At 73.9% G+C, this 24,781-nt stretch carries 28 protein-coding genes; 15 read left to right on the forward strand and 13 right to left on the reverse strand.

The features are described from left to right. On the forward strand, nt 1-145 hold a 145-nt coding region (locus GNZ18_RS35635; protein ID WP_156221115.1), incomplete at its 5' end, for a transposase. Nucleotides 146-309: 164 nt separating this feature from the next. Further along, entirely contained in the window at nt 310-1,935 is a 1,626-nt protein-coding gene (locus GNZ18_RS35640) for a M14 family metallopeptidase (protein ID WP_156221117.1), read from the forward strand. On the opposite strand, the gene GNZ18_RS35645 is transcribed toward GNZ18_RS35640, so the two are convergent. Further along, nucleotides 1,877-2,545 carry a TetR/AcrR family transcriptional regulator gene (locus GNZ18_RS35645; RefSeq protein ID WP_312874930.1) on the reverse strand — a complete coding sequence of 223 codons (669 nt, stop codon included), beginning with the start codon at nt 2,543-2,545 and terminating at the stop codon, nt 1,877-1,879. The genes GNZ18_RS35640 and GNZ18_RS35645 overlap by 59 nt on opposite strands. 80 nt (nt 2,546-2,625) lie before the next feature. Between GNZ18_RS35645 and GNZ18_RS35650 the strand changes: the two genes are divergently transcribed. Together GNZ18_RS35650 and GNZ18_RS35655 are read left to right on the forward strand one after the other, a co-directional pair. Beyond that, nucleotides 2,626-2,817, forward strand: coding sequence for a hypothetical protein (locus tag GNZ18_RS35650; RefSeq protein WP_156221122.1), 192 nt, complete (start codon nt 2,626-2,628; stop codon nt 2,815-2,817). After that, nucleotides 2,817-3,488: a TetR/AcrR family transcriptional regulator gene (locus GNZ18_RS35655; protein ID WP_156221124.1), complete on the forward strand. Its 672-nt coding sequence runs from the start codon at nt 2,817-2,819 to the stop codon at nt 3,486-3,488. Before GNZ18_RS35650 ends, GNZ18_RS35655 begins: the two co-directional genes overlap by 1 nt. Here GNZ18_RS35655 and GNZ18_RS35660 read toward each other — a convergent pair. After that, complete coding sequence (locus GNZ18_RS35660; protein WP_156221126.1) at nt 3,475-5,601, reverse strand: MMPL family transporter; 2,127 nt, start codon at nt 5,599-5,601, stop codon at nt 3,475-3,477. The two genes, GNZ18_RS35655 and GNZ18_RS35660, sit on opposite strands and share 14 nt — an antisense overlap. A 259-nt stretch (nt 5,602-5,860) precedes the next feature. On the opposite strand from GNZ18_RS35660, the gene GNZ18_RS35665 reads away from it, so the two are divergent. After that, complete coding sequence (locus tag GNZ18_RS35665) at nt 5,861-6,091, forward strand: hypothetical protein (protein WP_156221128.1); 231 nt, start codon at nt 5,861-5,863, stop codon at nt 6,089-6,091. On the opposite strand, the gene GNZ18_RS35670 is transcribed toward GNZ18_RS35665, so the two are convergent. The 4 genes from GNZ18_RS35670 to GNZ18_RS35685 form a co-directional block, all read right to left on the reverse strand. Continuing rightward, nucleotides 6,066-6,773, reverse strand: coding sequence for a response regulator (locus tag GNZ18_RS35670; RefSeq protein ID WP_312874931.1), 708 nt, complete (start codon nt 6,771-6,773; stop codon nt 6,066-6,068). The genes GNZ18_RS35665 and GNZ18_RS35670 overlap by 26 nt on opposite strands. Further along, a complete protein-coding gene (locus tag GNZ18_RS43900; RefSeq protein ID WP_156221130.1) occupies nt 6,770-7,948 on the reverse strand; it encodes a histidine kinase in 1,179 nt (392 codons plus the stop codon). Before GNZ18_RS43900 ends, GNZ18_RS35670 begins: the two co-directional genes overlap by 4 nt. Before the next feature lie 269 nt (nt 7,949-8,217). Next, nucleotides 8,218-8,517, reverse strand: coding sequence for a Dabb family protein (locus GNZ18_RS35680; protein WP_156221132.1), 300 nt, complete (start codon nt 8,515-8,517; stop codon nt 8,218-8,220). 38 nt (nt 8,518-8,555) lie between these two features. Beyond that, on the reverse strand, nt 8,556-9,011 hold the full coding sequence (locus tag GNZ18_RS35685) for a flavodoxin family protein (RefSeq protein ID WP_156221133.1): 456 nt from the start codon (nt 9,009-9,011) through the stop codon (nt 8,556-8,558). 72 nt (nt 9,012-9,083) lie between these two features. On the opposite strand from GNZ18_RS35685, the gene GNZ18_RS35690 reads away from it, so the two are divergent. From GNZ18_RS35690 to GNZ18_RS35715, 6 genes are all read left to right on the forward strand, one after another. After that, the gene (locus GNZ18_RS35690) at nt 9,084-10,718 is read left to right on the forward strand and encodes an MprF family protein (RefSeq protein ID WP_156221136.1); all 1,635 of its coding nucleotides are present in this window, start codon (nt 9,084-9,086) and stop codon (nt 10,716-10,718) included. Then, complete coding sequence (locus tag GNZ18_RS35695) at nt 10,612-11,292, forward strand: endonuclease V (protein ID WP_156221138.1); 681 nt, start codon at nt 10,612-10,614, stop codon at nt 11,290-11,292. Before GNZ18_RS35690 ends, GNZ18_RS35695 begins: the two co-directional genes overlap by 107 nt. Nucleotides 11,293-11,356: 64 nt before the next feature. Further along, complete coding sequence (locus tag GNZ18_RS35700) at nt 11,357-11,926, forward strand: TetR/AcrR family transcriptional regulator (protein WP_246251111.1); 570 nt, start codon at nt 11,357-11,359, stop codon at nt 11,924-11,926. 291 nt (nt 11,927-12,217) lie between these two features. Beyond that, nucleotides 12,218-12,904: a hypothetical protein gene (locus tag GNZ18_RS35705; protein WP_312874932.1), complete on the forward strand. Its 687-nt coding sequence runs from the start codon at nt 12,218-12,220 to the stop codon at nt 12,902-12,904. Nucleotides 12,905-13,925: 1,021 nt separating this feature from the next. After that, on the forward strand, nt 13,926-14,450 hold the full coding sequence (locus GNZ18_RS35710) for an SH3 domain-containing protein (protein WP_156221140.1): 525 nt from the start codon (nt 13,926-13,928) through the stop codon (nt 14,448-14,450). A gap of 64 nt (nt 14,451-14,514) precedes the next feature. Continuing rightward, complete coding sequence (locus GNZ18_RS35715; protein WP_156221141.1) at nt 14,515-15,018, forward strand: DinB family protein; 504 nt, start codon at nt 14,515-14,517, stop codon at nt 15,016-15,018. Here GNZ18_RS35715 and GNZ18_RS35720 read toward each other — a convergent pair. Next, the gene (locus GNZ18_RS35720) at nt 15,015-16,358 is read right to left on the reverse strand and encodes a sensor histidine kinase (RefSeq protein WP_156221143.1); all 1,344 of its coding nucleotides are present in this window, start codon (nt 16,356-16,358) and stop codon (nt 15,015-15,017) included. The two genes, GNZ18_RS35715 and GNZ18_RS35720, sit on opposite strands and share 4 nt — an antisense overlap. Next, a complete protein-coding gene (locus tag GNZ18_RS35725) occupies nt 16,355-17,035 on the reverse strand; it encodes a response regulator transcription factor (protein ID WP_156221145.1) in 681 nt (226 codons plus the stop codon). The genes GNZ18_RS35720 and GNZ18_RS35725 overlap by 4 nt, the downstream gene beginning before the upstream one ends. A gap of 27 nt (nt 17,036-17,062) precedes the next feature. Here GNZ18_RS35725 and GNZ18_RS35730 point away from each other — a divergent pair, with 27 nt between their 5' ends. Then, complete coding sequence (locus GNZ18_RS35730; protein WP_156221147.1) at nt 17,063-17,560, forward strand: hypothetical protein; 498 nt, start codon at nt 17,063-17,065, stop codon at nt 17,558-17,560. A gap of 84 nt (nt 17,561-17,644) precedes the next feature. Next, nucleotides 17,645-18,277 carry a DUF4870 domain-containing protein gene (locus GNZ18_RS43905; protein ID WP_214620764.1) on the forward strand — a complete coding sequence of 211 codons (633 nt, stop codon included), beginning with the start codon at nt 17,645-17,647 and terminating at the stop codon, nt 18,275-18,277. Nucleotides 18,278-18,299: 22 nt separating this feature from the next. On the opposite strand, the gene GNZ18_RS35740 is transcribed toward GNZ18_RS43905, so the two are convergent. Together GNZ18_RS35740 and GNZ18_RS35745 are read right to left on the reverse strand one after the other, a co-directional pair. Next, nucleotides 18,300-19,052, reverse strand: a complete 753-nt coding sequence (locus GNZ18_RS35740; RefSeq protein WP_156221149.1) for an integrase — start codon at nt 19,050-19,052, stop codon at nt 18,300-18,302. A gap of 75 nt (nt 19,053-19,127) precedes the next feature. Next, nucleotides 19,128-19,811 (reverse strand): cyclase family protein, encoded by a 684-nt coding sequence (locus GNZ18_RS35745; RefSeq protein ID WP_156221150.1) that lies wholly within the window; start codon nt 19,809-19,811, stop codon nt 19,128-19,130. Between the two features lie 46 nt (nt 19,812-19,857). On the opposite strand from GNZ18_RS35745, the gene GNZ18_RS35750 reads away from it, so the two are divergent. Both GNZ18_RS35750 and GNZ18_RS35755 read left to right on the forward strand, forming a co-directional pair. Beyond that, nucleotides 19,858-20,685 carry a HipA family kinase gene (locus tag GNZ18_RS35750; protein ID WP_312874933.1) on the forward strand — a complete coding sequence of 276 codons (828 nt, stop codon included), beginning with the start codon at nt 19,858-19,860 and terminating at the stop codon, nt 20,683-20,685. Beyond that, nucleotides 20,682-21,092, forward strand: a complete 411-nt coding sequence (locus GNZ18_RS35755; protein ID WP_156221152.1) for a DUF3037 domain-containing protein — start codon at nt 20,682-20,684, stop codon at nt 21,090-21,092. The genes GNZ18_RS35750 and GNZ18_RS35755 overlap by 4 nt, the downstream gene beginning before the upstream one ends. Before the next feature lie 110 nt (nt 21,093-21,202). On the opposite strand, the gene GNZ18_RS35760 is transcribed toward GNZ18_RS35755, so the two are convergent. The 3 genes from GNZ18_RS35760 to GNZ18_RS35770 all read right to left on the reverse strand — a co-directional run bounded on the left by GNZ18_RS35760 (nt 21,203) and on the right by GNZ18_RS35770 (nt 24,666). After that, entirely contained in the window at nt 21,203-22,111 is a 909-nt protein-coding gene (locus tag GNZ18_RS35760) for a hypothetical protein (RefSeq protein ID WP_156221154.1), read from the reverse strand. Nucleotides 22,112-22,645: 534 nt separating this feature from the next. After that, nucleotides 22,646-23,698, reverse strand: a complete 1,053-nt coding sequence (locus GNZ18_RS35765; RefSeq protein WP_156221156.1) for a helix-turn-helix domain-containing protein — start codon at nt 23,696-23,698, stop codon at nt 22,646-22,648. Between the two features lie 125 nt (nt 23,699-23,823). Beyond that, the gene (locus GNZ18_RS35770) at nt 23,824-24,666 is read right to left on the reverse strand and encodes a GNAT family N-acetyltransferase (protein ID WP_156221327.1); all 843 of its coding nucleotides are present in this window, start codon (nt 24,664-24,666) and stop codon (nt 23,824-23,826) included. Between the last annotated feature and the right edge of the window lie 115 nt (nt 24,667-24,781).

Genomic DNA, 24,781 nt, shown 5'->3' on the forward strand with positions numbered 1-24,781 from the left:
CCTGTACAAGCGGCGCAACGTGGTCGAACGCTGCATCGGCCGCCTCAAGCAATGGCGCGGCATCGCCACCCGCTACGACAAACTCGCCCGCAACTACCGCGCAGCGATCGTCCTGGTCACAGCCCTGTTCTGGATCAACACATGATCCACCGGACAGAACCTAGGCAGCCCGCGAGCCTTAGCACGCGCCCGCCCCGCGACTAGAGGAAATCCCTCCCGAGCCGGGGCGCGAACGCTGGCAGACATTGCCCGTGCCCCGCGTCCCGGCATTGCGGATCATGAGCCTCTCCCCACGCGAGAGGTGATCCCATGCGGCCCTTCGCTGCCTCCGCCGCCGCGCTCGCGCTCAGCGCGGCCCTGGTCTCACCCGCCCACGCGGCCCCGGGAGGGGCCGCGAAGGAGCAGATCGTCCGGGTGGACGTCCCGGACGCGCCCTCGGCCCGGCGCCTCGCCGGGCTCGGCCTCGACCTCGCCGAGGCGTCCGGCCCCGGGTGGGCGGACGTCGTCCTGCGCTCCCCGTCCGACGCGGCGGCGCTGCGCGGGGCGGGGTACACCTGGCGCGTCCGCGTCGCCGACCTCGGCGCCGACCGCGAACGCGACCGCGCCTACGCCGCGCGGACCGCCCGGTCGCCGCTGCCCAGCGGCCGCACGTCCTACCGGACGCTGCGCGACTACGAGTCGGAGATGGCGGCGCTCGCCCGCCGCCATCCCTCGCGGGTCCGCGGGTTCACGCTGCCGGAGCGGACCCTGGAAGGGCGCCGGGTCCGCGGCATAGAGATCGGCCACCACGTGTCCGCCCGCGACGGGCGCCCGGTGTTCCTCATGGTCGGGCTGCACCACGCGCGCGAGTGGCCGTCCGGCGAGATGGCGATGGAGTTCGGCTACGACCTGCTGCGCCGCGACGGCCGGGACCGCGAGATCACCCGGCTGCTCGACACGACCCGCGTCGTGCTCGTCCCGGTGGTGAACCCGGACGGCTTCAACCTCTCGCGCGGCGGCGGCGCGCTGGAGTACAAGCGGAAGAACTGCCGCGTCGTGGACGGGAAGGACGCCCCGCCGCCGCTGTGCGCCAAGCCGGCGAACGAGGAACTCGGCGTGGACGTGAACCGCAACTACGGTTTCGGCTGGGGCGGCACCGGGTCGAGCGCGGACCGCACCGCCGGCGACTACCACGGCGCGGGCCCCTTCTCCGAGCCCGAGTCCCGCAACATCCGCGACCTGGTGTCCTCCCGGCAGGTCACGACGCTGATCACCAACCACACCTACGGCGGGACGATCCTGCGCCCCTACTTCTCCAAGGCCGAGGGCGTCGCCCCGGACGAGCGCGCCTACAAGGCGCTCAGCGACGCGATGTCCGCGCAGAACGGCTACACGGGGATGCGGTCGGGCGACGACTACGAGACGACGGGCGAGACCAACGACTGGTCCTACTACGCCACCCGCGGCCTCGGCTACACGATCGAGTTCGGCCGCAAGTCGTTCCACCCGGCGTTCGAGACCCTCGTCGACGAGTACCACGGGACCGGCCCGACGGCGGGCAAGGGCGCGCGCGGCGCGTTCCTCGTCGCGCTCCGCAACGCCGCCGACCGCGGCGCGCACTCGGTGCTGCGCGGCCGCGCGCCCGGCGGCGCCACGCTGAGCATCACCAAGGGCTTCACGCTGTGGACGTCGCCGGTCGGCGCCCGGAAGCCCCGGCCGGTGCCGACGCGCCTGACGTCCTCGATGCGGGTGCCCGCGAACGGCCGCTTCGTGTGGGACGTGAACCCGTCGGTGCGCCCGGAGCCGCCCTTCACCCCGGCCGGGCAGAAGCCCGTCACCGGCCTGCTCCAGGAGAAGTGGACGCTCACCTGCACCGCGCGCGGCCACTCCTCGACGGTCAGGGTGCTGGTCGACCGGGGGCGGCAGGCGTACCTCGACCTCGGCCGCTGCCGCTGACACCGCTCCCGCCGCCGCTGAACAGCGCGTCGAGGTGGTAGCGCAGGACGTCCATCGCCGACTCCGAGGTGCGCCGCCCCACCAGCACGCTCGTCCCCAGCCCGTGGACGAGGGCGAGCAGCCGCGCGGCCTCGGTCGCGGTGTCGGCCGACGCCGCGACCGAGCCGCCCGCGACCGCGGCGTCCAGGGCCTGCGCGAGCTGCCGCTCCAGCCGGTCGGGGCCGTCCACGAACGGCTGGTCGGCGAGCGAGGGGTCGGTCATCGACAGCACGGCGTAGGACGTCCACACCTGGTGGAACGCGCGGCTGTCCGGGTCGGTCGGCAGCGCCTCGGCCAGCAGCGCCTCGACGAACGCGCGCGGTGCGGGCGCGGGCAGCGCGGCCAGCCGCGCCGCCCACCGCTCGCGGCTCAGCCGCTCCAGCCGCTCCAGCGCCGCGTTCATGAGCTGCGCCTTGCTCTCGAAGTAGTACTGGACGAGCCGCAGCGAGACCCCCGCCTCGGCCGCCACCGACCGCATGGTGACGGCGTGCAGCCCGTCCCGTCCGGCCACCCGGACCAGCCCGTCGGTGATCTGCGCGCGGCGCGCGTCGTGATCCGCGGTTCTCGGCACCCCCCGATCCTCTCGCACGGCCCCGCCGGTCGTAACATAATAATACATCCGTATCATAATGGACCGACCATGACCCGGCGGTGCTCGTCCACACGTGCGCGGCGCAGTTCATGGTCGTCCTGGACGTGTCGGTGGTGAACGTCGCGCCGCCCTCCCTCCAGGCCGACCTCGGCTTCAGCACGGTGGACCTGCGATGGGCCGTCAACGCCGCCACGGCCGTCCCGCCGCCCGGACGCGCACCGGGCACGCCCGCCCCGGACGCGGCGGCATAATGGGCCGCGTGACCACGACGCGCGGTAACCCCGGCGGGCCCCGCCCGCGCCGCACCGCTCCCGCCCGCCGCCACGGGGGCGACGCCCCCGCCCCGGTCTCCCAGCGGCGCGAGCACCTGGTCAGGCTGGCGGCCGACCTGTTCGCGGAGAAGGGCTTCCAGGCCACGACGGTGCGCAACATCGCCCAGGAAGCGGGCATCCTGTCGGGGAGCCTCTACCACCACTTCGACTCCAAGGAGTCGATCGTCGACGAGATCCTCACCGGCTACCTCGACGAGGTCATGCCCGCCTACCGCAAGGTGGTCGCCGAGCGCGGGAACCCGCGCGCCACGGTCGAGGGGCTCGTCCGCGCCGCGTTCGCCTCCCTCGCGCCGCACCGCGCCGCCGTCACCGTGCTGCAGAACGACTGGAGCTACCTCCAGGGCATGGACCGGTTCGCCTACCTGGCCGACGCCGAGCGCGAGGCGGAGCGGATGTGGGTCGGGGCCATCAAGGCGGGCCAGGCCGAGGGGCTGTTCCGCACCGACATCGACCCGGGGCTGACCTACCGGATGATCCGCGACACGATCCGGCTCGCCGTCCGCTGGGCGGGGCCCGGCGGACGGCTCGACACCGGCGCGCTCGCCGACCACTACGTCAAGGTCATGTTCGACGGCGTCAACGCCCACTGACCGGCTCGACGTGCACCGCGTCCCCGTGCCCGGCACCGGAGGGAAGCAGCCGCGCCAGCGCGCGGGGCATCCACCAGTTCGCCTCACCGAACAGCTCCATCAGCGACGGGACGAGCACGAGCCGCACGATCGTCGCGTCCACGACGATCGCGACGCCGAGGCCGAGGCCGATCTGCTTGACCGCGACGTCCGCGCCGAGCAGCACCGACAGGAACACCATCACCATGATCGCGGCCGCCGCGGTGATCACGCGGGCGGTGTGGGTGAGGCCCTGCGCGACGGCCTCCCGGGTCTCCACGCCCGTCCGGTGGACCTCGCGGATGCGCGAGACGAGGAACACCTCGTAGTCCATCGAGAGCCCGAACAGGATCGGGAACATCATCAGCGGCACCCACGTGGTCACCGGCATGTCCGTGGGGAACCCGAGCGCGCGGCCCGCCCAGCCCCACTGGACGACGGCCGTCAGCACCCCGTAGGCCGCCGCGATCGACAGCAGGTTCATCAGCGCGGCCTGGACCGCCACCGTGACCGACCGGACGAGCGCGACCAGCAGCAGCAGCGACAGCCCCACCACGACCGCGATCAGCCACGGCAGCCGCTCGCTCACGCTGTCGGCGAAGTCGATGGACGCGGCGTTCGGCCCGCCCACGTAGGCGCGGACGCCCGTCCCGGCGGTGGCGGCGGGGATGACCCTGTCGCGCAGCTCATGGACGAGGCGCGGCGTCCGCTCGTCCTGCGAGCCCGTCGTGGGGAACGCCATGACCACCGAGACCGCGCCGTCCCGGCTGGCGCGCGGCGGCTGGACGGCGGCGACGCCCGGGGTCGCGCGGACGGCGGCGGCGACGGGCGCCGCGTCCCCGCCCCGCGTGACGATCACCAGCGGCGCGGCGGTGCCCGCCCCGAAGCCCTCACTGAGGATCTCGGCGGAGGCGTAGCCGCTGGTGTCGTGCGGCTGGGTGCTGGAGTCGGGCAGGCTGAGCCGCATCGACAGCGCGGGCGCGGCGAGCACCAGCAGCACCGCCGCCGCGCACAGCCCGGCGGCGACCGGATGCCGCTGGACGGTCCGCGCCCAGCGCTCGGCGAGCGGGCGGCGCGCCCGGCCGAGGCCCGGCACCCGGAACCGGTCGATCGCGCGGCCGGTGAAGCCGAGCAGCGCGGGCAGCAGCGTCACCGCGCCGAGCATCGTCATCAGCACCGCGAGCCCCGCCGCGACCGCGACGCCGTTGAACAGCTTCTGCTGCATGACGAACAGGCCCATCATCGCGATCACGACCGTGGTCCCGGCGAACAGGACGGCGCGTCCGGCGGTGGTGATCGCGGTGACCGTCGCCTCCTCCGGGTCGCTGCCGCCGTGCAACTCCTCGCGGTAGCGGGTGACGATGAACAGCGCGTAGTCGATGCCGACGCCGAGCCCGATGAGCGCGGCGACGATCGGGCTGAACGACGGGGCCGGCAGCAGGTGCCCGAGCAGCGCGATCAGGCCGAGGCCGGAGCCGATGCCGAGCAGCGCCGTCACGATCGGCAGCCCCATCGCCAGCACCGACCCGAACGCGACGAGCAGGATGACCACGGCGGCGAGCACGCCGATGCCCTCGGCGGGGCCGCCGCCCGGCGTCTCCGCCGCGTCCACGGCCGACCCGCCGAGCTCCAGCCGGACGGGCCCGTCGCTGGAGCGCACGTCGTCCAGCAGCTCGGTGACGGCGCCGGTGGGCATGTCCTCGGAGGTGACGTCGAGGTTGGCGGTGGCGAACGCCGTCCGGCCGTCCCGGGAGATCTGGCCCGGCTGGCCGTAGGGCGAGGCCACCGACGTCACGTGCGGGGTCCTGCCCATCCGGTCGAGGGCCTGCCGCACCTTCGCCTGGACGTCCGGTGCGCGCACGCCGGCGTCCGCGCGGACGGCGAGCGTGATGCTGTCGCCGCTGCGCTCGGGGAAGTGGTCGTCCAGCAGCCGCTCGGCCTTCGCCGAGCCGGAGTCGCCGCCGGAGAAGTCGTTCAGCGGCTCGGCGGCGAAGCCGAATCCGGTGACGAGCACGACGATCGTGCCCAGCACCCAGGCGGCCACGGTCAGACGCCGCCTCCGGTAGCAGAGCCGGGCGAGTCTGGCCAGTCTCATGGGGAACCACCTTCGCGGACATGCCGCTCACAGGGAGAATTGCCTACCCGTCGAGCCTGGCGCCCGGGGCGCCGCGGGACATCCGGCGCACGGCGTCACCCGATCTTCGGCGTACTTCGGTTGGAGTACGTCCGGCGCGGTATCCCACGGCATGGGCCCCCTAACCCCCATAGTGTGCTTAGTCACAATTTGACGAGTAGGGGTGACGCTTTGGCCCTTGGGGACGCTGTTACCGGAGACATCTACGGGGGGAGGCGACATGTCGGCTCAACGGGGCGCCGCCGGTCGTGAGGAACCCACGCCGGCGGCGCTGCGCGCCGCCACGGCGCGGGGATTGCAGGAGCAGTTCCCGGGGGTGCGGGTCTGGTACGGCGAGGCCACCGGATCGTGGTGGGCCCTGGTCCCACGGCGGGACGGTCCGCGGCTGCTGGAGGCGGCCTCGGCCCAGGAGCTGCGAGAAGAGATCATGAGCGCGCGGAACCGGGGGTGACCAGCCCGCACTCGTAGGCCAGCACGACCAGCCGGACCCGGTCGCGCGCGCCGAGCTTGCCCATGGTCCGGCTGACGTGGGTCTTCGCGGTGAGGGGGCTGACCGCGAGCGCGTCGGCGATCTCCTCGTTGGACAGCCCGCGCCCGACCAGCCGGAGCACCTCGCGCTCCCGGCCGGTGAGCACGTCCAGCAGCGCGGCCGCGGCGGGCGCGACCCCGAGCCCGGCCCCGCCGCCGGGCGGGCCCGGATCCGGCGCCCGCGCCACGAACCCCTCGATGACCGCCCGCGTCACCGCCGGCGCCAGCAGCGACTCCCCCGCCGCGACCACCCGCACGGCGCGCAGCAGGTCGGCGGGCTCGATGTCCTTCACCAGGAACCCGGCGGCGCCCGCGCGCAGCGCCCGGTAGAGGTTCTCGTCCTCGGCCCAGGTGGTCAGCACCACGACCCGGACCTCGGCGAGCGCCGGGTCGGCGGTGATCCGGCGGATCGCGGTGAGCCCGTCCACGCCGGGCATGCTCAGATCCATCAGCACGACGTCCGGGCGCAGCTCGCGGGCCAGCGCGATCGCCGCGCCGCCGTGCTCGGCCTCCCCCACCACCTCGATGCCCTCGGCCGACCGCAGCAGCATCCGGAAGCCCGCCCGCACCAGCGACTGGTCGTCGGCGAGCACGACGCGGATCACGGCACGCCGCCCGCCACGTCCGCGAGCGGCGCCCGCGCGGCGGGCAGCGACGCGGCCACCCGGAAGCCGCCGGACGCGCCGGCCCCGGCGGCGAACGTTCCACCGAGGGCCTGGACGCGCTCGCGCATGCCGTTCACGCCGTGCCCTCCCCCGGCCCCCGCGGCCGGGCCGCCGCCGTCGTCGACGATCTCCAGATCGAGCCCGGCGTCGTCGTAGGCCATGCGCACGCGGACGCGCACGTTCGTCCCCGCATGCCGCAGGACGTTGGTGAGCGACTCCTGGAGGATCCGGTAGGCGGCGTGGTCGGCGCGCTGGTCGAGGTCCCGCACCGTGCCCGTGACCGCCAACTCGACCGGGACGCCCGACGCGCGGACCGCCTCCAGCAGCGCCGGGAGCCGGTCGAGCCCGTGGGTGTCCGCGTCCGCGCCGGACCGCAGCGCGCCGAGCGTCGCGCGCATCTCCCGGAGCGCCTGCTTGCTCGTCTCCCGGATCGCGGCGAGCGCCGGACGGGCCCCCTCGTCCTCCTCGCCGAGGACGTGCAGCGCGCTGCCCGCCTGCACGGTGATCGTGGCCATGCTGTGCGCGACCGTGTCGTGCAGCTCGCGGGCGATGCGGACGCGGTCCTCGGCGACCCGCCGGGCGGCCTCCGCCTCGCGCTCCTCGGCGGCGAGCCGCAGCCGCTCCCGCGTCTCCGCGGCCAGGGCGCGGCGGCTGCGCAGCACCTCCGCCAGCAGCATCACGGTCACCGCCAGCGCCGTGTGCGTGAGGAAGTTGGCGAGCGCCTCCAGCGGCTTGCCGTGCTTCAGCGAGACGATGACGAAGCCGACGGTGAAGTACCCGGCGCATACGCCGACCGCCCAGCGGGGCCGCCCCGCGTACACCGTCGAGAAGAACGGGACGGCCAGCAGCGCCGTCGGCGGAATCCCCGGATAGCCCAGCGAGTAGTACACGAACAGGCCCGCGCTGCTCAGCAGCAGCGTCGCGACCGGCTTCCGCCGGTGCAGGACGAGCGGCAGCGTCATCAGGGCGCAGACCAGGTAGGCGCCGGCGTCGACCGGCCGCGCGTGCTGCTCGTCCGACTCGTGGATCATGATGGTGGTGACCGCCCCGACGGCCAGCGCGACGCCCGCGTCCAGCAGGGGCCCGCGCCAGGTCACCGGGCGGAGGATCTTCACGCGTCAACCGTACGACGATCCCACCCGGTATGGCGCCCGCTCAGGGACGAGTCAGGGCCCCCTCAGGGACACACCAGGGTCCGCGGAGAGTACGCCGCACAAGGACCTCGACCGTCACGCGAGTGCGTGGCTGACCGAGGGGGCGCGTGGGCGGCGACTTCATAGGTCCGGTCCGCCGGGGGCGGGGCGCGATCCGCCCCCGGTGGACGTCCGGTGAAACTAACCCGAAACAGGTTCGGGTTCAAGCGCTTGTTCGGTTTCGGCCCGCACTACAGCTCGTACTGGATCGCGGCGCGCGCCGCGGCGATCGGCGTGACATACCTGTCGACCACCTCCCGGTGCGCCGGATGGTCGCGGTAGGCGAGGTAGGCGTCCCGGTCGGCGAAGTCCGCGACGAGCACGAAGTCGTAGGAGGAGGGGTTGATGCCCGCGTCCGCCCCGACGCTGTACTCCCGGATCTGCGGGATGATCCCCGGCAGCTCACCGAGCCGGGCCGCGACCTCCTCCTGCTGCCCGGTCGTCGTCCCCTCGGCCCAGATGAACATCGCCACATGGCGCAATCCGCTCATGGCGGCACGCTACCGCCGTCCGCCCGGCGGCGTCCGGCTCACACCTCGCCGATCTCCGCCGCCGCCGTCGCGCCGAGCTCCCAGCACGCCTCCAGGTCGGCCTTGCCCGGCTCGCCGGTGACGACCACCGGCGGCAGGACGGCCCGCCACCGCAGCCCGGTCGTGATCGACTCCAGGGCCCGCAGCGCGCCCGACGCGTCGCTGTTCCCGTGCAGGAACGCCCCGAACGGGCGCCGGATTGTCTCCTCCAGGCAGGGGTAATACATCAGATCGAAGAAGTGCTTGAGCGCCCCGGAGAGGTACCCGAGGTTGACGGGCGAGCCGAGGAGGTAGCCGTCCGCCTCCAGGACATCGACGGGAGAGGCCGCCAGCGCCGGGCGGGTCACCACCTCAACGCCGCCGACCTCGTCGGTGGACGCGCCCGAGCGCACCGCCTCGAACATCGCCTGCACCGACGGCGACGGCGTGTGGTGGACGATCAGCAGCCTCCTCATCCCACGAGCCTAGCCACGCCGCGGGAATGGGTACCCCGAGGCCGTGGTTGTCGGCTCAGCGGAGGTGCCCACATGCCAGATCCCGCGGACCGGCCGGTGCTGCCGCTCGCGGCGGCGACCGCCGCGGTCGCGGCGCTGGTCGCGGTCCCGGCGACCGGCGCCCCGCGCTGGCTCGACCGGCTGTCGCTGCTGGCCACCGGCCGTCCGCTCGCCGCGGCGCACGCCGTCCTCCTGGCCCTGGTGTTCGCCCTGGTGGCGCGCGGCGTGCTGCTGCGGCGCCGCGCCGCCTGGTACGGGCTGCTGGCGCTGGTGTCCGCGGGCCTGCTCGCCGTCCTCGCCGGCGAGGACGCGCCCTGGCGGCTGCCGCCGCTGGTCGCCGCCCTCGCCGCGCTGTGGACGCTCCGCGACCGGTTCACGGTCCGCCCGCACCCCAAGCGCGTCCGCGCGGCCGTCCGGGCCGGCGCCTCACTGACCCTCGCCGCGACCGTGCTGCTCGGCGGCGCCTCGTGGCTGCCAGGCGTCCTCGGCATGGCGGGGCTGCTCGTCCTGGTCGGCATGCTCCTCGCGCCCGCCCCCGCGCCGCCGCCCGGCGACGACGCCGAACGCGCCCTCGTCGCCCGCCTGGTCGCGCGCTCCGGCTCCGACACGCTCGCGCCGTTCGCGCTGCGCCGCGACAAGACCTATGTGTTCAGCCCGGACGGCCGCGCCGCCATCGGCTACCGCGTCATGTTCGGCATGGCGGTGGCGGGCGGCGACCCGGTCGGCGACCCGGGCTCGCGGGAGGCCGCCGTCCGCGCGTTCCTCGCCCTGTGCCGCCGGACGGGCTGGCGCCCCGCCGTCCTCGGCGCCGGGACCGCGCTGCTGCCCGCCTGGGCTCCCCTGCGCTCCTTCGGATACGGGGACGAGGTCGTCGTGCACCCGTCCGGGTTCACGCTGGCGGGACGTCCGATGCGCAACGTCCGGCAGGCGGTCGCCCGCACCGCCAACGCGGGCGTCACGTCCGAGATCGTCGCCGAACGCGACCTGTCCCCCGACCTGCGCGCCGCGCTGCTGGACGTCGCGTCCCGCTCCCTGGGCGGCGCGGCCGAGCGCGGCTTCTCCATGAACCTGGACGAACTGCTCACCGGCCACCACCCCGGCGCGCTCGTCGCCGTCGCCTACGGCCCCGACGGCCCGCCGATCGCCTTCCAGCGGTACGTGACCTCCGGCCGGGCCGTCAGCCTGGACGCGATGCGCCGCGCCCCCGGAGCCCCGAACGGCGTCAACGAACTGCTGATCGTCGAGATGATCGGGTACGCGTCCGAGCACGGCCACGACCCGGTGTCGCTGAACTTCGCCGCCTTCCGCGCCCTGCTCGACTCGCGGGACCGCAGCGTCCCGCAGAAACTCGGTTACCAGGCGCTCCACCTCCTGGACCCGCTGATCGCGGTGGAGTCGCTCTACCTGTTCGACAAGAAGTTCAGACCCGCCTACGAGCCGCGCAGCATCGTCTTCCGCTCCTGGTTCGACATAGGACGCCTGGCCGCGGCACTGCTCACCCTGGAGTTCGCCCCGCCCCGCAGAACCGGCGCACCGCTCATCGCCGGTAACGTGCCGGTTCATGGAGGTACGCGACCTGCACCCATGGCCCACCAGCGCCGCCGAGGCGAAGGCGATCCAGGACGGCCTACGCCCCCTCCTCGACCTCGGCACACCGGGCCCCGCTGAACCCCGCACGGTCGCCGGGCTGGACGTCTCCTACGCGGGCGACGGCACCGGCGCGCCCCTGGCCGCCGCCGTGGTCGTCCTGGACACGACCACACTGGCCGTCCTGGAGGAGTCCGTCGCGGTGGGCAGGGCCGCCTTCCCCTACGTCCCCGGGCTGCTCGCCTTCCGGGAACTCCCCACCCTGATGGACGCGCTGCGCGCCCTCAAGACGACCCCCGACCTGCTCGTCTGCGACGGCTACGGCCTCGCCCACCCCCGCCGCTTCGGCCTGGCCTGCCACCTCGGCGTCCTCACCGGCCTCCCGACGATAGGCGTCGCCAAAACGAGCTTCGTCGGCACCTTCACCCCACCCGCCCCGCAGCGCGGCGCATCGAGCCCCCTCGTGAACGACGACGAAGAGGTGGGCCGCGCCCTCCGAACCCAGGACAACGTCAAGCCCGTGTTCGTCTCCGTCGGACACCGCATGAGCCTCGACAACGCGTGCCGCACCGTCCTGAGGATCGCGCGCCACCGCCTGCCCGAGACGACCCGCCGCGCCGACCGCCTCTCCCGCGACGCGCTCTCTGGCGCATGACCATCGCGTCCTGCCAGGATGGAGGCCGGCAGCAAGACCCGCTAAGGACCGCTGGACGGTGCCCATGGACACCCGGCCCATGCGGGCCGACGCCCGCCGCAACTACGACCGCCTGGTCGCCACCGCCCGCGTGGCCTTCATGGAACACGGCACCGGCGCGTCCCTCGACGACATCGCCAAACGCGCCGGCGTCGGCTCCGGTACCCTCTACCGCCACTTCCCCACCCGCGACGACCTCCTCCACGCCGTCCTGCGCGACCGCGTCGACTCCCTCCTGACCCGCGCCGCGGACCTCCTCACCGCCCCCACCCCTGAACCAGCACTGGCCACATGGCTGCGCTTCTACCTCGCGGGCGCCGCGACGCCCCGCGGCACGTCCACCGTGATCATCGACGCCCTCTCCCCCCGCTGGACCGGCACCGCCCTCGGCTCCTGCGCGGACGCGATCTGCGAAGCCCTGGGCCACCTCCTGGACCGCGCCCAACACGCGCGTGCCATCCGCCCCGACATCGACCCCCGCGACCTCCTCCGCCTCACCAACGCCATCGGCGTCGCCGCCGAACGAACCCCCGACCCGGGCGAATACGCCGACCGCATGCTGGCCCTCCTCTTCGAAGGCCTCCGCGCCCGATAAGCCGCTGGCCCGCACGGCCCCCGAGCGGGGTCAACGGGGCCGTGCGGGCCAGAAACCTGTCTCATACAGGAACCTCAGTCGACGTTCACTCTGCTCTCCGCCTGAACACCTCCGCCGTCTTCGGATGTGACACCCAGAACGCTAATCCGCCCACCCCACCCCACCCACCCCCTTAACCCTCACTTAGGGAACCGCTGAGCAACGCTTATGTCACTCTCTGTTCGGGCAGGTCAGGTCGCCTTCGTGCTTGCCGCGTATGCTCGGCGGCTGCGGTATCTGAGAAGGGGTTCTGTGAGCGAGAGCGTCACCAATGGCCAGGTCTGGGATCCGTTCGGGACGCTTCGGCGGGTCTTGTGGATCGGCGGCGGGCAGTGGGCCGGGAAGTCCACCGTGGCGCGGATGCTGGCCGGACGATACGGGTTGACCGCCTACCACTACGACTACCACGACCCCCGCGGTCACAACGATCGCCGGATCGCCCGTCGGGTCAGGCTCGGACATTCGACCGATGATCCGGACGGCGAGACCACCTGGGTCAACACCACACCGCAGGACATGGCCGCCGAAACTCTCGCCGGTTTCCCGGTCCGCTTCGAATGGGCCTTGGACGACTTGCGGGCCCTCTTTTCCGGTCGCCCCGTAATCGCCGAGGGCTGGGGGTTGCGCCCTGAGTTGGTCGCCCCGATCGTCGACTCGCCCCGGCAGATGGTCGTCATGGTTCCCACCGAGGCTTTCCGCGATCGACAATCGCGTGAACTCGCCCGGGCCGGCAGCGTCGGGCATGACCTCAGCGATCCCGCTCGGGCCCAACGCAACCGGCTCGAACGGGACCGCCTCGTCGCCGAGGACGCCGTGCGTTCCGCTCAGCGGCTCGGCATCCGTGTGATCGAAGTCGACGGAAGCCGCGACGCCGACGCCATCGCCGCCATCGTCGCCGATCACTTTGCTCTGCCAGCCTCAGAAGCTCGCACACTCTGAGAATGCATTCTCTTTTTCCTGGCTAGCTGGGCTGGGGGCGGTCGGGGTGTGAGCTCTGGCGAGGCGGTGGTGTGAGCGTTGTTGTCTGCTTTTGATAGGCCGTCTCGCTGAGGGCAACGGCGCTCGGTCTGCCGGGAAGGACTCTGATCCGCACCTTTCGTTCGAGCGAGTTGTGGCGTAGCTGAGTTCCGTGACGCGGCCAACGTTCCGGGACGGGAGCCTGCGGCACATCCGCTGTTCGGGAAAGGAGGTCGGGCGAGTTCCTCTCCCGCGCCCAGATCGTGACGGCAACGCGGTTGCGGGCGCCTGGTTCGCGGCGTGCGTCTTGACCGTGCTGGGCGAGATGAACAGCTCGGTGCCGATCTCCGCGTTCGCAATGTCGGTCTCGCGACGGAGAGGTCGCAGTGTGTTGGGCGGGTTGACCAGCGCCTCGCCCTTGACTGCCTCGATGGGCCGGGTCTGAGCGTTTCAGGATGGATCCGTCGGCGCCCGCCTGCGGCGCACGGTGCGCGCAGGTTGCGACCACGACGACCCGGCGTCGAGCACGGTGGTCGGTTCCAGGCCGTTCATCCTGGGCATCCGGACGTCGGGCCGAGGGCGGTGGGGGTCGTCCGCCGTCATCTCCGGTTCGTGTGAGAAGCGTGCCAGCGCCCTCACGACGACGCGGTGGGCGGCGAGGCTGGGCTTGGCGTTCAGGGTGGCCCGCGCGTCACCGGGCGGGGCGAAGCCCGGTTGTTCAGGCCGGTGGCGTTCTCTCGCGGCAGCCGGTTCATGGCGGTCCGGGGCGGGAGCGCTGGGCGTCTCCTCGTGCGGGGTGGGGCGCGCTGATTGCGGGTGCTGTTCGTCTGGTCCCGCTGGGGTTGAGCGAGTGCTGATGGGGGCCGCTGCCCCCGAGTCTGGTGTGCGAACGGCCGGGTGGCGGGGCTTGGGCGCGCCAAGAAGAGTCTTCGTTACTCAGTGAATATGATTCATTACGCTCGGTAAGAAACCGGGCTGTAGGTCGGACAACATGGAGGGACAGATGGACGTTGGACGAAGGCTCGGCACGGGGCTGCTGGCGGCCGCGCTGGCGGGGACGGCCCTGACCGTCGGGACGACGGGCGCCGGGGCGACGCAGCCGCCGCCGCACCCGAGGGGCGACGCCCAGCCTCAAGCCCAGCCTCAAGCCCAGGCCCAGGCTCAGCCGCAGGCCGAGCCGCAGCCGGAGGGCGAGGAGGAGGAAGGGCAAGGCCCCGGTGCCATCGAGGTCGGCCCGGAGGGCGACCAGGAGGCGATGGGGCGCCTGCTGGAGCGGGACGAGCAGCGCGTCCGGCTGTGCCGGGGGACGGTGGCCGTCGCCCACCTCAACGTGCGGACCGGCCCGGGGCTCAGGTTCCACAAGGTCGGCTCCCTCGCGCACGGCACGCGGGTCACCACGGACTGGGACACCATCCAGCGCCGGGACGGCTACCTGTGGGTGAGGCTCTACCACAGCACCCACTGGATCGCCGACTACAAGACCGGTGACGGCAACGGCAAGTGGTACGTGCGCTACTCGCACTGCTGACGGCCGGGGCGCGGCCGGTGACCCGAGCGCGGGGCACCGGCCGCGCCGCCGTTAGGGTCCCGGTATGGAACAGGTGCCGTTCACCGGCGGTGAGAAGGAAAGTCTGCGGGTCGCGCTCGACCGGCATCGGGACGCGGTGCTGTGGAAGCTGCGGGGGCTGGACGAGGAGTCGGCCCGGCGGCCGATGACCCCGTCGGGGACGAGCGTGCTGGGGCTGACGAAGCACCTGGCGGCGGTCGAGTACAGCTGGTTCTGCGAGACGTTCGGGCGCGAGACCGAGCCGCTGCCGCTCGACGACGACGATCCGGACGCCGACCTCAGGGTCGAGCCGGACGAGACCATCGCGGGGATCGTCGCGTTCTACGGGCGGGCGCGCGCCGCGTCCGACCGGGTGATCGAGGAGCTGGACCTGGAGGACACCGGGACGGCCTGGCACGGCGCGACCGTGTCGCTGCGGTGGGTCCTCATCCATTTGGTCGAGGAGACCGCGCGGCACGCCGGGCACGTGGACATCCTGCGCGAGCTCATCGACGGGACGGTCGGCGACCACGACCGGGCGCCGGCCTAGGACGCGCGGGAGTGGCGGCGCCGGACGAGCCGCCGCGACCGCCGGGCGGGGGGCAGCCACCTGGTCCGGAACCACATCTGCACCTGGGCGCCGCCGAGGACGCTGCGGTGGATGCGCAGGTAGCCGCCGGTCGACTCGGCGGCGCGGCGGGCGATGTCGAGGCCGAGGCCGGTGGAGCCGGCGGCGCTGCTGCCGCGCCGCAGGGCGGAGTCCGGGTCGGCGATGCCGGGGCCGCCGTCGGCGACGAGGATGCCGGTGATGCCCTGCCCCTGGTGGAGGGTGACGACGAACCCCGTGCCCTCGGCGGTGTGCCGGAAGACGTTGCCGAGCAGGGCGTCCACGGCGGCGGCCAGCTCGGTGCCGGGGAGCGGTAGCGGCGCCGAATCCTGCGCGCCGACCAGCTCGCAGGAGCGTCCCTCGTCCTCGGCGAGGACCGACCAGAACGCGACGCGGTCGCGCAGCACCTTGGACGCGTCGCAGCTGCCCCGCCCGGTCGGCCGCCGGACGGTCCGGATGATCTGGTCGACCTCGCGCTCGATGCGGTCGACGGCCTCGCGGGTCTGGTCGGCGACCGCGCCCTCGCCGAGCGCCTCGGCGTTCAGCCGCAGCGCGGCGAGCGGGGTGCGCAGGCGGTGCGAGAGGTCGGCGGCCATCTCGCGCTCGGCCGACAGGAGCTGGACGACGTGGTCGGCCATCGCGTTGAAGGCCAGGCCCGCCTCGACCAGCTCGGGCGGGCCGTCCGGCTCGATGCGCGCCGACAGCTCCCCGTCGCCGAACGCGGCGGCGGCCTCGGCGAGGCGGCGGGTGGAGCGGATCATGCGGGCGCCGAGCCGGTCGGCGACGACGACGGACCCGGCGACGAGCGCGGCGGCGACGGCGGTCATGACGAACCACGCCTTCCACACGCCGCGCGTGAGGTCCTCGTCGGGCACGAACACCTCGACGACGGCGGTGCGTCCCGCGTCCAGCGACACCGGTTGCAGGAGCGCGTAGCCGCCGGACACGCGGACGGTGGACGCGCGGCCCCGCCGGGCCGCCTCGGCGAGCTGCCCGGGGCGGGCGCCGGACCCGCCGCGCGGCCTCGGGACGAGCACGCCGTCCGGCATGTGCGCCGTCATCCGCCGCGCGGCGCCCGCCTGGGTGCTGGCGACGGCACGTTCCAGCGCGGCCGGGTCCTCGGTGACGACGAGGACGGGCCCGAGCGCGCTCGCCTGCCGCTCGGCGGTGGTGAGGGCCCGGTCCCGGGCGATCTCGCGGACGGTGAGCGCGAGCGGGATGAGGAACGCCAGCGCCACCATCGAGGTGACCGCGAGCGACACCAGGACGAGCGTCCGCCTCATGGGCGGGGTTCGGCCAGCCGGACGCCGACGCCGCGGACCGTGTGCAGGTACCGGGGCGCGGCGGCGGTCTCACCGAGCTTGCGGCGCAGCCACGACAGGTGCACGTCGATGGTCTGGTCGTCGCCGTAGGCCTGCCGCCACACCTCGGCGAGCAGCTCGCGCCGCGCGACGACCCGGCCCGGCCGCGCGGCCAGGTAGGACAGCAGGTCGAACTCGCGGCGGGTCAGCTCCAGCGGGGTGCCGTCCAGCAGCGCCTCGCGCCGGTCGAGGTCGATGTGCAGCCCGCCGACGGTCAGCTCGGCGGACGGCCCCGACCGCGCCGACCTGCGCAGGACGGCGGCGAGCCGGGCGCTCAGGTGCTCGGCGGAGAACGGCTTGATGAGGTAGTCGTCGGCGCCCGCGTTCAGCAGCCGGACGACCTCGGGCTCGTCGTCGCGCGCGGTCGCGATGATGACGGGCACGTCGGAGACGCCGCGCAGCATCTTCAGCACCTCGGCGCCGTCGAGGTCGGGCAGCCCGAGGTCGAGGATGACGACGTCGGGCGGCGACTGGGTGACCTCGCGCAGCGCGTCCATCGCGGTCCCGGCGCTGCGCACGGCGTGGGACCGGGCGCTCAGCTCGCGGATCAAGGCGGTGCGGACGTCCGGGTCGTCCTCGACCACCAGCACACTCGGCATGGCGGAACCGTATGCCACCATGTGCCCATGCGTCGCGCGATGTCGTATGTTGCGCCCTGGGCCGCGGTGACGGCGCTCGCGGTGACGCTCTCCTGGCTCGGCGTGCGCGGCGTCGTCCGCGACACCGTGTCGGAGCGGTCGGCGCGCCCGCCGATCGCCGGTCCGGTGATCCACGCCAGCCCGTCGGTGCCGACGAGCGTCGGGTCGCCGGCCACGCATCCGACCGCCGCGGCGGGTGAGGACCGGGCGCCCACGCCGACGCGGCCGCCGAAGTGGAGCGGGAACGACGCGCCGCGTCCGCCCGGGGACGTGCGCAGCTACGCGACGCGCGGCGGGCAGGCGGCGGTGTCGTTCGGCGGCGGACGGGTGCGGCTGGTGTCGGCGACGCCCAACCCCGGCTACGAGACGCGGGTGACGGAGGCGAACGGCTGGCTGCGCGTCGACTTCCTCACCGAGGAGCGCACGTCGTCGGTCGTCGCGTCGTGGCTGGAGCGTCCGGCGACGGTCAAGGTGTACGAGTACTGACGGCGCCCCCAGGGGTGCGGCGTGCCGGGACGCAGCCCACGGTAGATTTTCCGGGGAGATCTCCCCGGAGGAACAGGAACGCCAGTGTCCGAGCAGCCCCCGCCGCAACCCGGTGCCGACGCCCCGCCTCCTCCGCCCGGGTCCGCCGGGCCCGGGGCGGACACCCCGCCTCCGCCGCCCGGCGCGGACGGTCCGCAGCCTCCGCCCTATCAGGGCGCCTACGGGTACCAGGGCCACCAGGGCGGCTACCAGGGGCCGCCGCCTCCGGGCGGGCCCTACCCGCCGCCTCCCGGCGGGCCCTACGACCCGCGCTGGGGCTACGGCCCGCCCGGCGTCCCCTACGGGCCGCCGCCGCAGATGCAGAGCAACGACCCGACCTGGGCGATCTTCTCCTACCTCGGGACGCTGCTGGTCGGCTTCCTCGCGCCGCTGATCATCTACTTCGTGAAGATGCGGGACTCGGCGTTCGTCCGCTTCCACGCCGCGCAGGCGCTGAACTACCAGATCACGCTGCTGATCCACATCCTGGCGGTCGCGGTGGTCTGCGTGCCGCCCGCGATCATCGCGAAGAACCCGGCCTTCCTGATCCCGCTGATCCTCCCCTATCTGGAGGCGCTGATCGCCCAGTGGGTGTTCCTGATCCTGGGCGCGGTGAAGGCGGGCAAGCACGAGTACTACCGGTTCCCCACGTTCTTCTGCTTCCGCATGATCCGATGACGCCGGTCCGCCGCGGCCCGCTCTAGTCGAAGGCGCAGACCGCCGCAGTGGCGTCGTCGTGCGGCTTCCCCCGGGGCCAGCGGACCGCCTGCGGGTCGGTTCGCTCGGCCTCCCGCGTCCGCGCGATCAGCGCGGCCGGGCCCGGCCCCGCCGCCAGCTCCGCCAGCGCGTCCCAGCCGATGAGCTGGAACCGCTCGGCGAGCCGCGTCGCGCCGTCGGTCAGCAGGAACGCGCGCCGCAGCTCCGGTACGGGCACGGTGCCGGTGATCGCCGCGTCCGCCACGGCCGGGTCGGCCGCCGCGAACGGCGCCCCGGCGGAGATCCGGGTGAGGCCGCCCGGACCGTCCAGCAGCAGGGTCGAGTCCGCGAGCACGAGGTAGTCGGCCAGGTCGCCGCGCACCCGCAGCGCGACGACGGTCGCCGCCGGGGTGGTCGGCACCGCGAGGTCGCAGGTGGCGCGGTGCGACGCCGCGACATCGGAGATCGCCCCGGCGAGCCGCGCCACCAGCGGCCGGCCCCCCGGCCGGTGCGCCCCCTCGGGCGGCCCGACCGGCTGACCGGCGGGCGGCGCCCCGCCGATGCCGTCCAGCATCCGGGCGAGCAGCCGCGTGCCGAGCGACCGCGCGTACCACGCGGTGCCGTGCGCGCAGCCGAGTTCGGTGCCGAGCGGCAGCCCGCATCCGTCCAGCACGACGACGGCCCCGGCCGCCGCGGCGACGAAGTCCTCGTTCCCGCGCTCGGCGCTGCCCTCATCCGTCGCCCACTCGACCCTCATCGCGCTCCCGCCCTCCGGCCGCCGCCACCGTCCGGCATTCTGGCAGCCCCGGCGCGATCCGGTCCGGCGCGGCGATCAGACGAGCACGACCCGGTCCTCCACCTGGGCGACCGCGCGGACCGGAGCGCCGTCGGCGCCCGCCAGCGCGAGCGGGAACAGGTACACGGTGACGGCGCGGCCGCCGGCCTGCGCGTCCAGCAGCCGGTCGAGCCCGGTGAGGTTCTCGGCGATGACCGCCCCGGCACCGCACAGGACGCGGTGGGCGGCCGGCGAGAAGTCCTCGGAGCCGGGCGGCGGCGTGCGGTCGACGCTCAGCGCGTCGATGCCGACGGTGCGGACGCCCGCGGCGACGATCGCCTCCGCCGTCTCCGGCGCGGGATAGGGATGCGCGAGGTAGCCGTCGCTCCCCCAGTGCTCGGACCAGCCGGTGGCGATGAGCAGCACGACGCCCGGCGCCAGGCCGCCCGGGAGCGCGACGGGCGGGATCGGCGTGCGCGGCGGGAGCCCCCGCGCGTCCATGACGAGGGCGGGGCCGGTGAAGCGGGTCAGGGGCAGCTCGTCCAGGCGCGGGAGGGCGTCGTCGATGTGGAAGGGCGCGTCGACGTGCGTCCCCGACTGCGAGCCCATGTGCAGCCGCAGGACGTTCACGCCGGACTCCCCGACCGTCAGCGCCGGGACGGCCTCGACCTCCGGATCGCCCGGGTAGACCGGCATTCCCGTGGTCACCGGCACGGACAGGTCGAGCAGTTCAACGCCCATGCGGACGATTATCCCGCGTGCGCGCCGACCCGATAGCGTGAGGCGCGTGTTGCCACATGTGACAGCCATCCGGTACGTGACGCCGCTGCGCGAGGGCGGGTCGCTGCCGGGCGTCGTCGAGGCCGACGACCTCGGCACCTACGTGATGAAGTTCCACGGCGCCGGGCAGGGCCGCAAGGCGCTGATCGCCGAGGTGATCGCTGGCGAGCTGGCCCGCCGGCTCGGCCTGCGGGTGCCCGACCAGGTGCTCATGGACCTCGACCCCGCGATCGGACGGCACGAGCCCGATCCCGACGTCCAGGACCTGCTGAAGGCGAGCCCGGGCTGGAACCTCGGCGTCGACTTCCTGCCGGGCTCGCTCGGGTTCGACCCGCTCGCCTGGCACGCCGACCCGGGGTTCGCCTCGCGGGTGCTGTGGTTCGACGCGTTCATCGGCAACGTCGACCGGAGCTGGCGCAACCCGAACATGCTGGTCTGGCACCGGGACGTGTGGCTGATCGACCACGGCGCCAGCCTGATCTTTCACCACGCGTGGCGGAACGCGACCCGGCTGTTCTCCGGCCCCTACGACGTCGACGACCACGTGCTCACCCCGTACGCGACCGAGCTGGAGGCCGCCGAGGCCGACCTCGCGCCGCGGATCACCGAGCCGCTGCTGCGCGAGGTCGCCGCGCTCGTGCCCGACCCCTGGCTGGAGGGCGAGCCCGGTTTCGAGACCCCCGACGCGCTGCGCGACGGCTACGTCGACATCCTGCTCCCGCGCGCCGGGAAGCCGCGCGACTGGCTGCCCGACCTCGACGTCGGCGACCGCGGGCGGCGGAGCGCGCCGCGGCGCGGGCAGAACCGCCCCGGCTGGCTGGGCGGTTCGGCATGACCAACATCAGGACGGCCGCCGAGCCGACGGTCTTCGAGTACGCGGCGCTGCGGGTGGTGCCCCGCGTCGAACGCGGCGAGGCGATGAACGTGGGCGTGGTGGTCTACTGCCGCGCGCTGGACTACCTCGCCTGCCGCTCCCACCTGGACGAGCCGCGCCTGCTGGCCCTGGACGCCTCCCTCGACCTGGACGGCGTGCGCTCGGCGCTCCTCGGCGTGGACGCGGTCTGCTGCGGCGGCGAGCGCGCGGGCCAGGCCGCGGCGGAGGCGCCCGGTGCGCGCTTCCGCTGGCTCACGGCCCCGCGCAGCACGATCGTCCAGCCCGGCCCGGTGCACGCGGGCCTCACCGACGACCCGGCTGCCGAACTCGACCGCCTCCTGGACCTGCTGGTCCTGACCCCCAAATAGCCCGGGGGGCCGGATGACGGACCTCCGCCGTCAGGCCGAGCGCGTGACCGAGCGGTGGGGCGACGCCGAAGGCGAGCCCACCGCTCGGAACGCGAAGCGATGGGATCGGTTCAATCCCATTCCCAGCGGATGCCGTGGAAGCCCGCGGCCATGCCGAACTCGATGAAGTGGACGCTGTGGTAGCTGGACATCCGCAGGTCGGCGGAGTCCTTGAGGGCGGTGTGGCCGTCGGGGCGCCACGTCCGGTAGACGCGGGCGGGCAGCATCGCCGGGTGGAAGCGCACCTCGATGAGGAACTCGTGCTGGGGGGTGCGGAAGCCGCGGCCCTCCTCGGTGACGACCGGGCCGGTCTCGTCGAACCCGAAGCCGTACTCCAGCAGGTAGGTCTCGCCGCGCCCGAGGGCCCGGTCGAACAGCAGCTCGGCGGCGATGAGGCCGCTCGCCTCGTCCATCCGGACGCGGCCGAAGCGGCAGCCCCGGGCGGTGCGCGAGGACGGCAGGATGCCCTGCGGGTGGTGGTAGATCGCGATCCACCGGTCGACGCCACGCTGCTGGGCCTGGAAGACCGCGCGGGTGCGGACCTCCAGCAGTTCCCGGCGGCGGCCGATGACGTGCTGGTCGTGGAGGCTCAGGCCGGTGAGCTGGCGCTCGCCGCGGTCGCCGATCTCGTCCAGCAGGTCCTTCACGCCGGGTTCGGGGCACAGCTCCTCGATCGGCAGCCAGGGCCCGGCGGAGCGCTCGGCGGTCGGTTTCAGCAGCGTGAGCAGCGAGTGGCGCGGCAGCTCCAGGATCACCTCCAGGCCGCGGACGGCGCGCAGCGAATCGGCGCGCTCGGGCCGGGTCCGGCCCCGCTGCCAGTAGCTCAGCGTGGACAGGCTCACCGCGATGCCCTGGTCCTCCAGGCGCCGCCGCAGCGACTCCAGGCTCAGACCGCGCGCCTGGATGGCCGCGTGGAGGGCCACGTTGAACGGCCCGTACTGGAGTACTTGAAGGAGGTCGTCCTCCGTTACGCTCTGCACAGTTCGGCCTCCGGATCAGCTCCGGCCGGCCCCCGTAACGGCCCTGACACCTTGCAATTGCACATCCAGCGCTCACTGTAAGGCCATCCGGGCACCGATTCCAACAGGCAAAGTGTCACAACAAAATCCCCCGTCGGCCGCGGGCGGGGGCGACGGAGCGCTGACTCGCGCCTCGGCGGGCATCTCGCCGGGGCGCCCATCTGGGGTTTCTTTTGTTCAGCGGCAGGCCCGGCGCGCCGTCGGACGCGCCGCCGCCGATGCTGCCGGTCCCTCCGTTTCGGCGTGGCTGAGGTCAGGGCGGAGCCGGGTGCGGGGGGCTTCGACGCTGAAGCCTGCGCTCCGTGTCGGGGCGCCGGGGCCGTGGAGTGGCCGGGCTCACGAAGCGCGAACGCGTCGATACTCAGCCAGCACGCGAGAGAACGTCAATGTTTTCGACGCGTCCGAAAATTCAGTGTGAACGCGGGGCCGCGCCTCCCGGGGCCGTATTCGGCCGAAACCGCACGTCAGCGGTATGCGATCAGTGCCATCCCCTGATCAGTGCCATTCCCATTCGATGCCGACGATCCCCCGCCGGACGTTGCCGACCGCGAGGTTCGCGCTGCCCGACGTGCCGATCCACAGCTCACCGAGCCGCCGCCGGGGCGCGCCGGAGGTGTCGGCGGTGAAGCCGTAGCAGCGCGCGGGCAGCCGCCCGCCCTCGAACTGGATGATCGCGACGTAGTCGTGGACGGGATGGGAGAAGCGCCGCTCGTAGCCGTCGGCCGACCAGCCACCGCCGCCGCCGATGCCGACCGTCCCGGCGCCGGCCTGCGCGCCGTCGGCGGGGCCCAGCTCGTACTCGACCACCGCCGTGTCGCCGGCCGCGAGCACCCGGTCGAAGACGAGCTCGAAGGCCATCAGGCCGTCCTCGGCGCGGATCCGGCCGGGCCGGCAGTACCGCACGCCGGTCAGCTCCACGTCGCCGCCCGCGCCGCCGCCGAGCCCGCCGCCGGAGAGGCCACCGGACTCGCTCCCGGCCGCCGACGCGCCCGCCGGGCCCTGGCCGTCCACCCCGGAGTCGATCTTGGCGGGGCCGGTCTGGTGGACGCAGACGACGCGGTCGATGTCGTCGCCCGCCGCGCGCAGGACGGTCCGCACCGACAGCGTCCAGGTGCGGCGGACGTCGTCGAGCCGGTAGACGTCGTGGATGCCGAGGCGTTCGAGCCGGTGGTCGCCCGAGCGGTCGAGCTGGGCGACGAGGAAGGCGTAGCGGTCGGGGTCGGGCCACAGGTCGCCGGCGGCGCGGCCCCGGTCGCCCGCGCCGACCGTCCCGGCGGCGAGCCCGCCGCGTCCCGGTCCGCCGCGGACGGGCGGGGCCGTCGGCGTCGGGTCGTCCAGCAGTTCGGTCAGCGTCCCCGCCGGGACCTGGAGGATCTCCTCCAGCGTCGTGACGACCGCGCGCGAGCGGGGTCGGCTGCGGCCGCGCTGCCAGTAGCTCAGCGTGGCGACGCTGACCGTCAGGCCACGCTGGCCGAGCCGGTGACGGATTCGCTCCAGCGTCAGCCCGCTCGCCTGGATGGCCTGCCGCAACGCACCGGCGAACTCCACGGGCGGATGGTACCCGTCCAGCGGGCCCGCGTCAGGCTTCCGGGCGTACCTGGCACGCGAAGACAAACCGGGCGCCGGAACGGTCGCATCCCGAAACTATCGGTGGGCGCCCCCCGGGCGGGCGTTCAGAAGAGCACCGACATGAACGATCCGAACTCCGCGAAGCCCACCCGCCGGTAGGCGGCGCGCGCCCGCGTGTTGTAGTCGTTGACGTACAGCGACACGGTCGGCGCGATGGCGCGCAGGGCCTCCCCCACGACGGCGGACATGCCCGCGACCGACAGCCCCCGGCCGCGCAGGTCGGGCGGCACCCAGACGCCCTGCACCTGGCACGCGCGCGGGGTGACGGCGCCGACCTCCGCCTTGAACATGACGCGGCCGTCCTCGATCCGCGCGAACGCGCGCCCGTCGCGGATCAGCTCGGCGACGCGGGCGCGGTAGAGCACCCCGCCGTCGCCGGTGTTGGGCGAGACCCCGACCTCTTCGGTGAACATCGCCACACAGGCGGGGTAGACGATGTCGAACTCCTCCATCCGCACGCGCCGCACCGCGCGGTCGGGCGGGACCTCCGGCACCGACGAGGTCGCCATGACCGGCTGGACGGCGCGGACCGCGCGCGGCGGCCCCCAGTAGGGCGCGAGGATCTCCCACAGGTCGCCGACGGCGCCGACGGGCCCCACGATGGACGAGCAGCGCCGCCCCTGGGCCTGGGCGCGCTCGGCGAACGCGCGGACCGCCTCGGGCCCGGCGGCGATCGGGATGAGGTTGGCGCCGGAGTAGCACAGCGAGGTCAGGCGCCCGTCGCGCAGGTAGCCCCACATCTGGGCGCCGAGGCGGCGCGGGTCGAGCCCGGCGGCGTGCACGCGCGAGCCGACGAACACGTTGGCCACCGGGTCGGCGTCGAGGATCGCGAGCGCCTCCGCCCGGTAGCGGTCGTCCAGAACCCGCACCGGCAGCGAGCCCAGCATGCGCACGGCTACCGGCTCCGAGCCGGGGCCGACCCCCGTGCGGTCGTCAGCACTGTCACCACGTGACAAGCCTATGACGTCCCGGGGACGGGCATCGAAACCGGCTCCCGCGGGC

The organism is Actinomadura litoris (assembly GCF_009733595.1).
GTDB classification, from domain to species: Bacteria; Actinomycetota; Actinomycetes; order Streptosporangiales; family Streptosporangiaceae; genus Spirillospora; species Spirillospora litoris.

Coding starts and splice junctions, on each gene's coding strand:
- GNZ18_RS35640 (WP_156221117.1), top strand. CDS start 310: ATGCGGCCCTTCGCTGCCTCCGCCGCCGCGCTCGCGCTCAGCGCGGCC.
- GNZ18_RS35655 (WP_156221124.1), top strand. CDS start 2,817: ATGGGCCGCGTGACCACGACGCGCGGTAACCCCGGCGGGCCCCGCCCG.
- GNZ18_RS35660 (WP_156221126.1), bottom strand. CDS start 5,601: ATGAGACTGGCCAGACTCGCCCGGCTCTGCTACCGGAGGCGGCGTCTG.
- GNZ18_RS35665 (WP_156221128.1), top strand. CDS start 5,861: ATGTCGGCTCAACGGGGCGCCGCCGGTCGTGAGGAACCCACGCCGGCG.
- GNZ18_RS35680 (WP_156221132.1), bottom strand. CDS start 8,517: ATGAGCGGATTGCGCCATGTGGCGATGTTCATCTGGGCCGAGGGGACG.
- GNZ18_RS35685 (WP_156221133.1), bottom strand. CDS start 9,011: ATGAGGAGGCTGCTGATCGTCCACCACACGCCGTCGCCGTCGGTGCAG.
- GNZ18_RS35690 (WP_156221136.1), top strand. CDS start 9,084: ATGCCAGATCCCGCGGACCGGCCGGTGCTGCCGCTCGCGGCGGCGACC.
- GNZ18_RS35695 (WP_156221138.1), top strand. CDS start 10,612: ATGGAGGTACGCGACCTGCACCCATGGCCCACCAGCGCCGCCGAGGCG.
- GNZ18_RS35700 (WP_246251111.1), top strand. CDS start 11,357: ATGGACACCCGGCCCATGCGGGCCGACGCCCGCCGCAACTACGACCGC.
- GNZ18_RS35710 (WP_156221140.1), top strand. CDS start 13,926: ATGGACGTTGGACGAAGGCTCGGCACGGGGCTGCTGGCGGCCGCGCTG.
- GNZ18_RS35715 (WP_156221141.1), top strand. CDS start 14,515: ATGGAACAGGTGCCGTTCACCGGCGGTGAGAAGGAAAGTCTGCGGGTC.
- GNZ18_RS35720 (WP_156221143.1), bottom strand. CDS start 16,358: ATGAGGCGGACGCTCGTCCTGGTGTCGCTCGCGGTCACCTCGATGGTG.
- GNZ18_RS35725 (WP_156221145.1), bottom strand. CDS start 17,035: ATGCCGAGTGTGCTGGTGGTCGAGGACGACCCGGACGTCCGCACCGCC.
- GNZ18_RS35730 (WP_156221147.1), top strand. CDS start 17,063: ATGCGTCGCGCGATGTCGTATGTTGCGCCCTGGGCCGCGGTGACGGCG.
- GNZ18_RS35740 (WP_156221149.1), bottom strand. CDS start 19,052: ATGAGGGTCGAGTGGGCGACGGATGAGGGCAGCGCCGAGCGCGGGAAC.
- GNZ18_RS35745 (WP_156221150.1), bottom strand. CDS start 19,811: ATGGGCGTTGAACTGCTCGACCTGTCCGTGCCGGTGACCACGGGAATG.
- GNZ18_RS35755 (WP_156221152.1), top strand. CDS start 20,682: ATGACCAACATCAGGACGGCCGCCGAGCCGACGGTCTTCGAGTACGCG.
- GNZ18_RS35770 (WP_156221327.1), bottom strand. CDS start 24,666: ATGCTGGGCTCGCTGCCGGTGCGGGTTCTGGACGACCGCTACCGGGCG.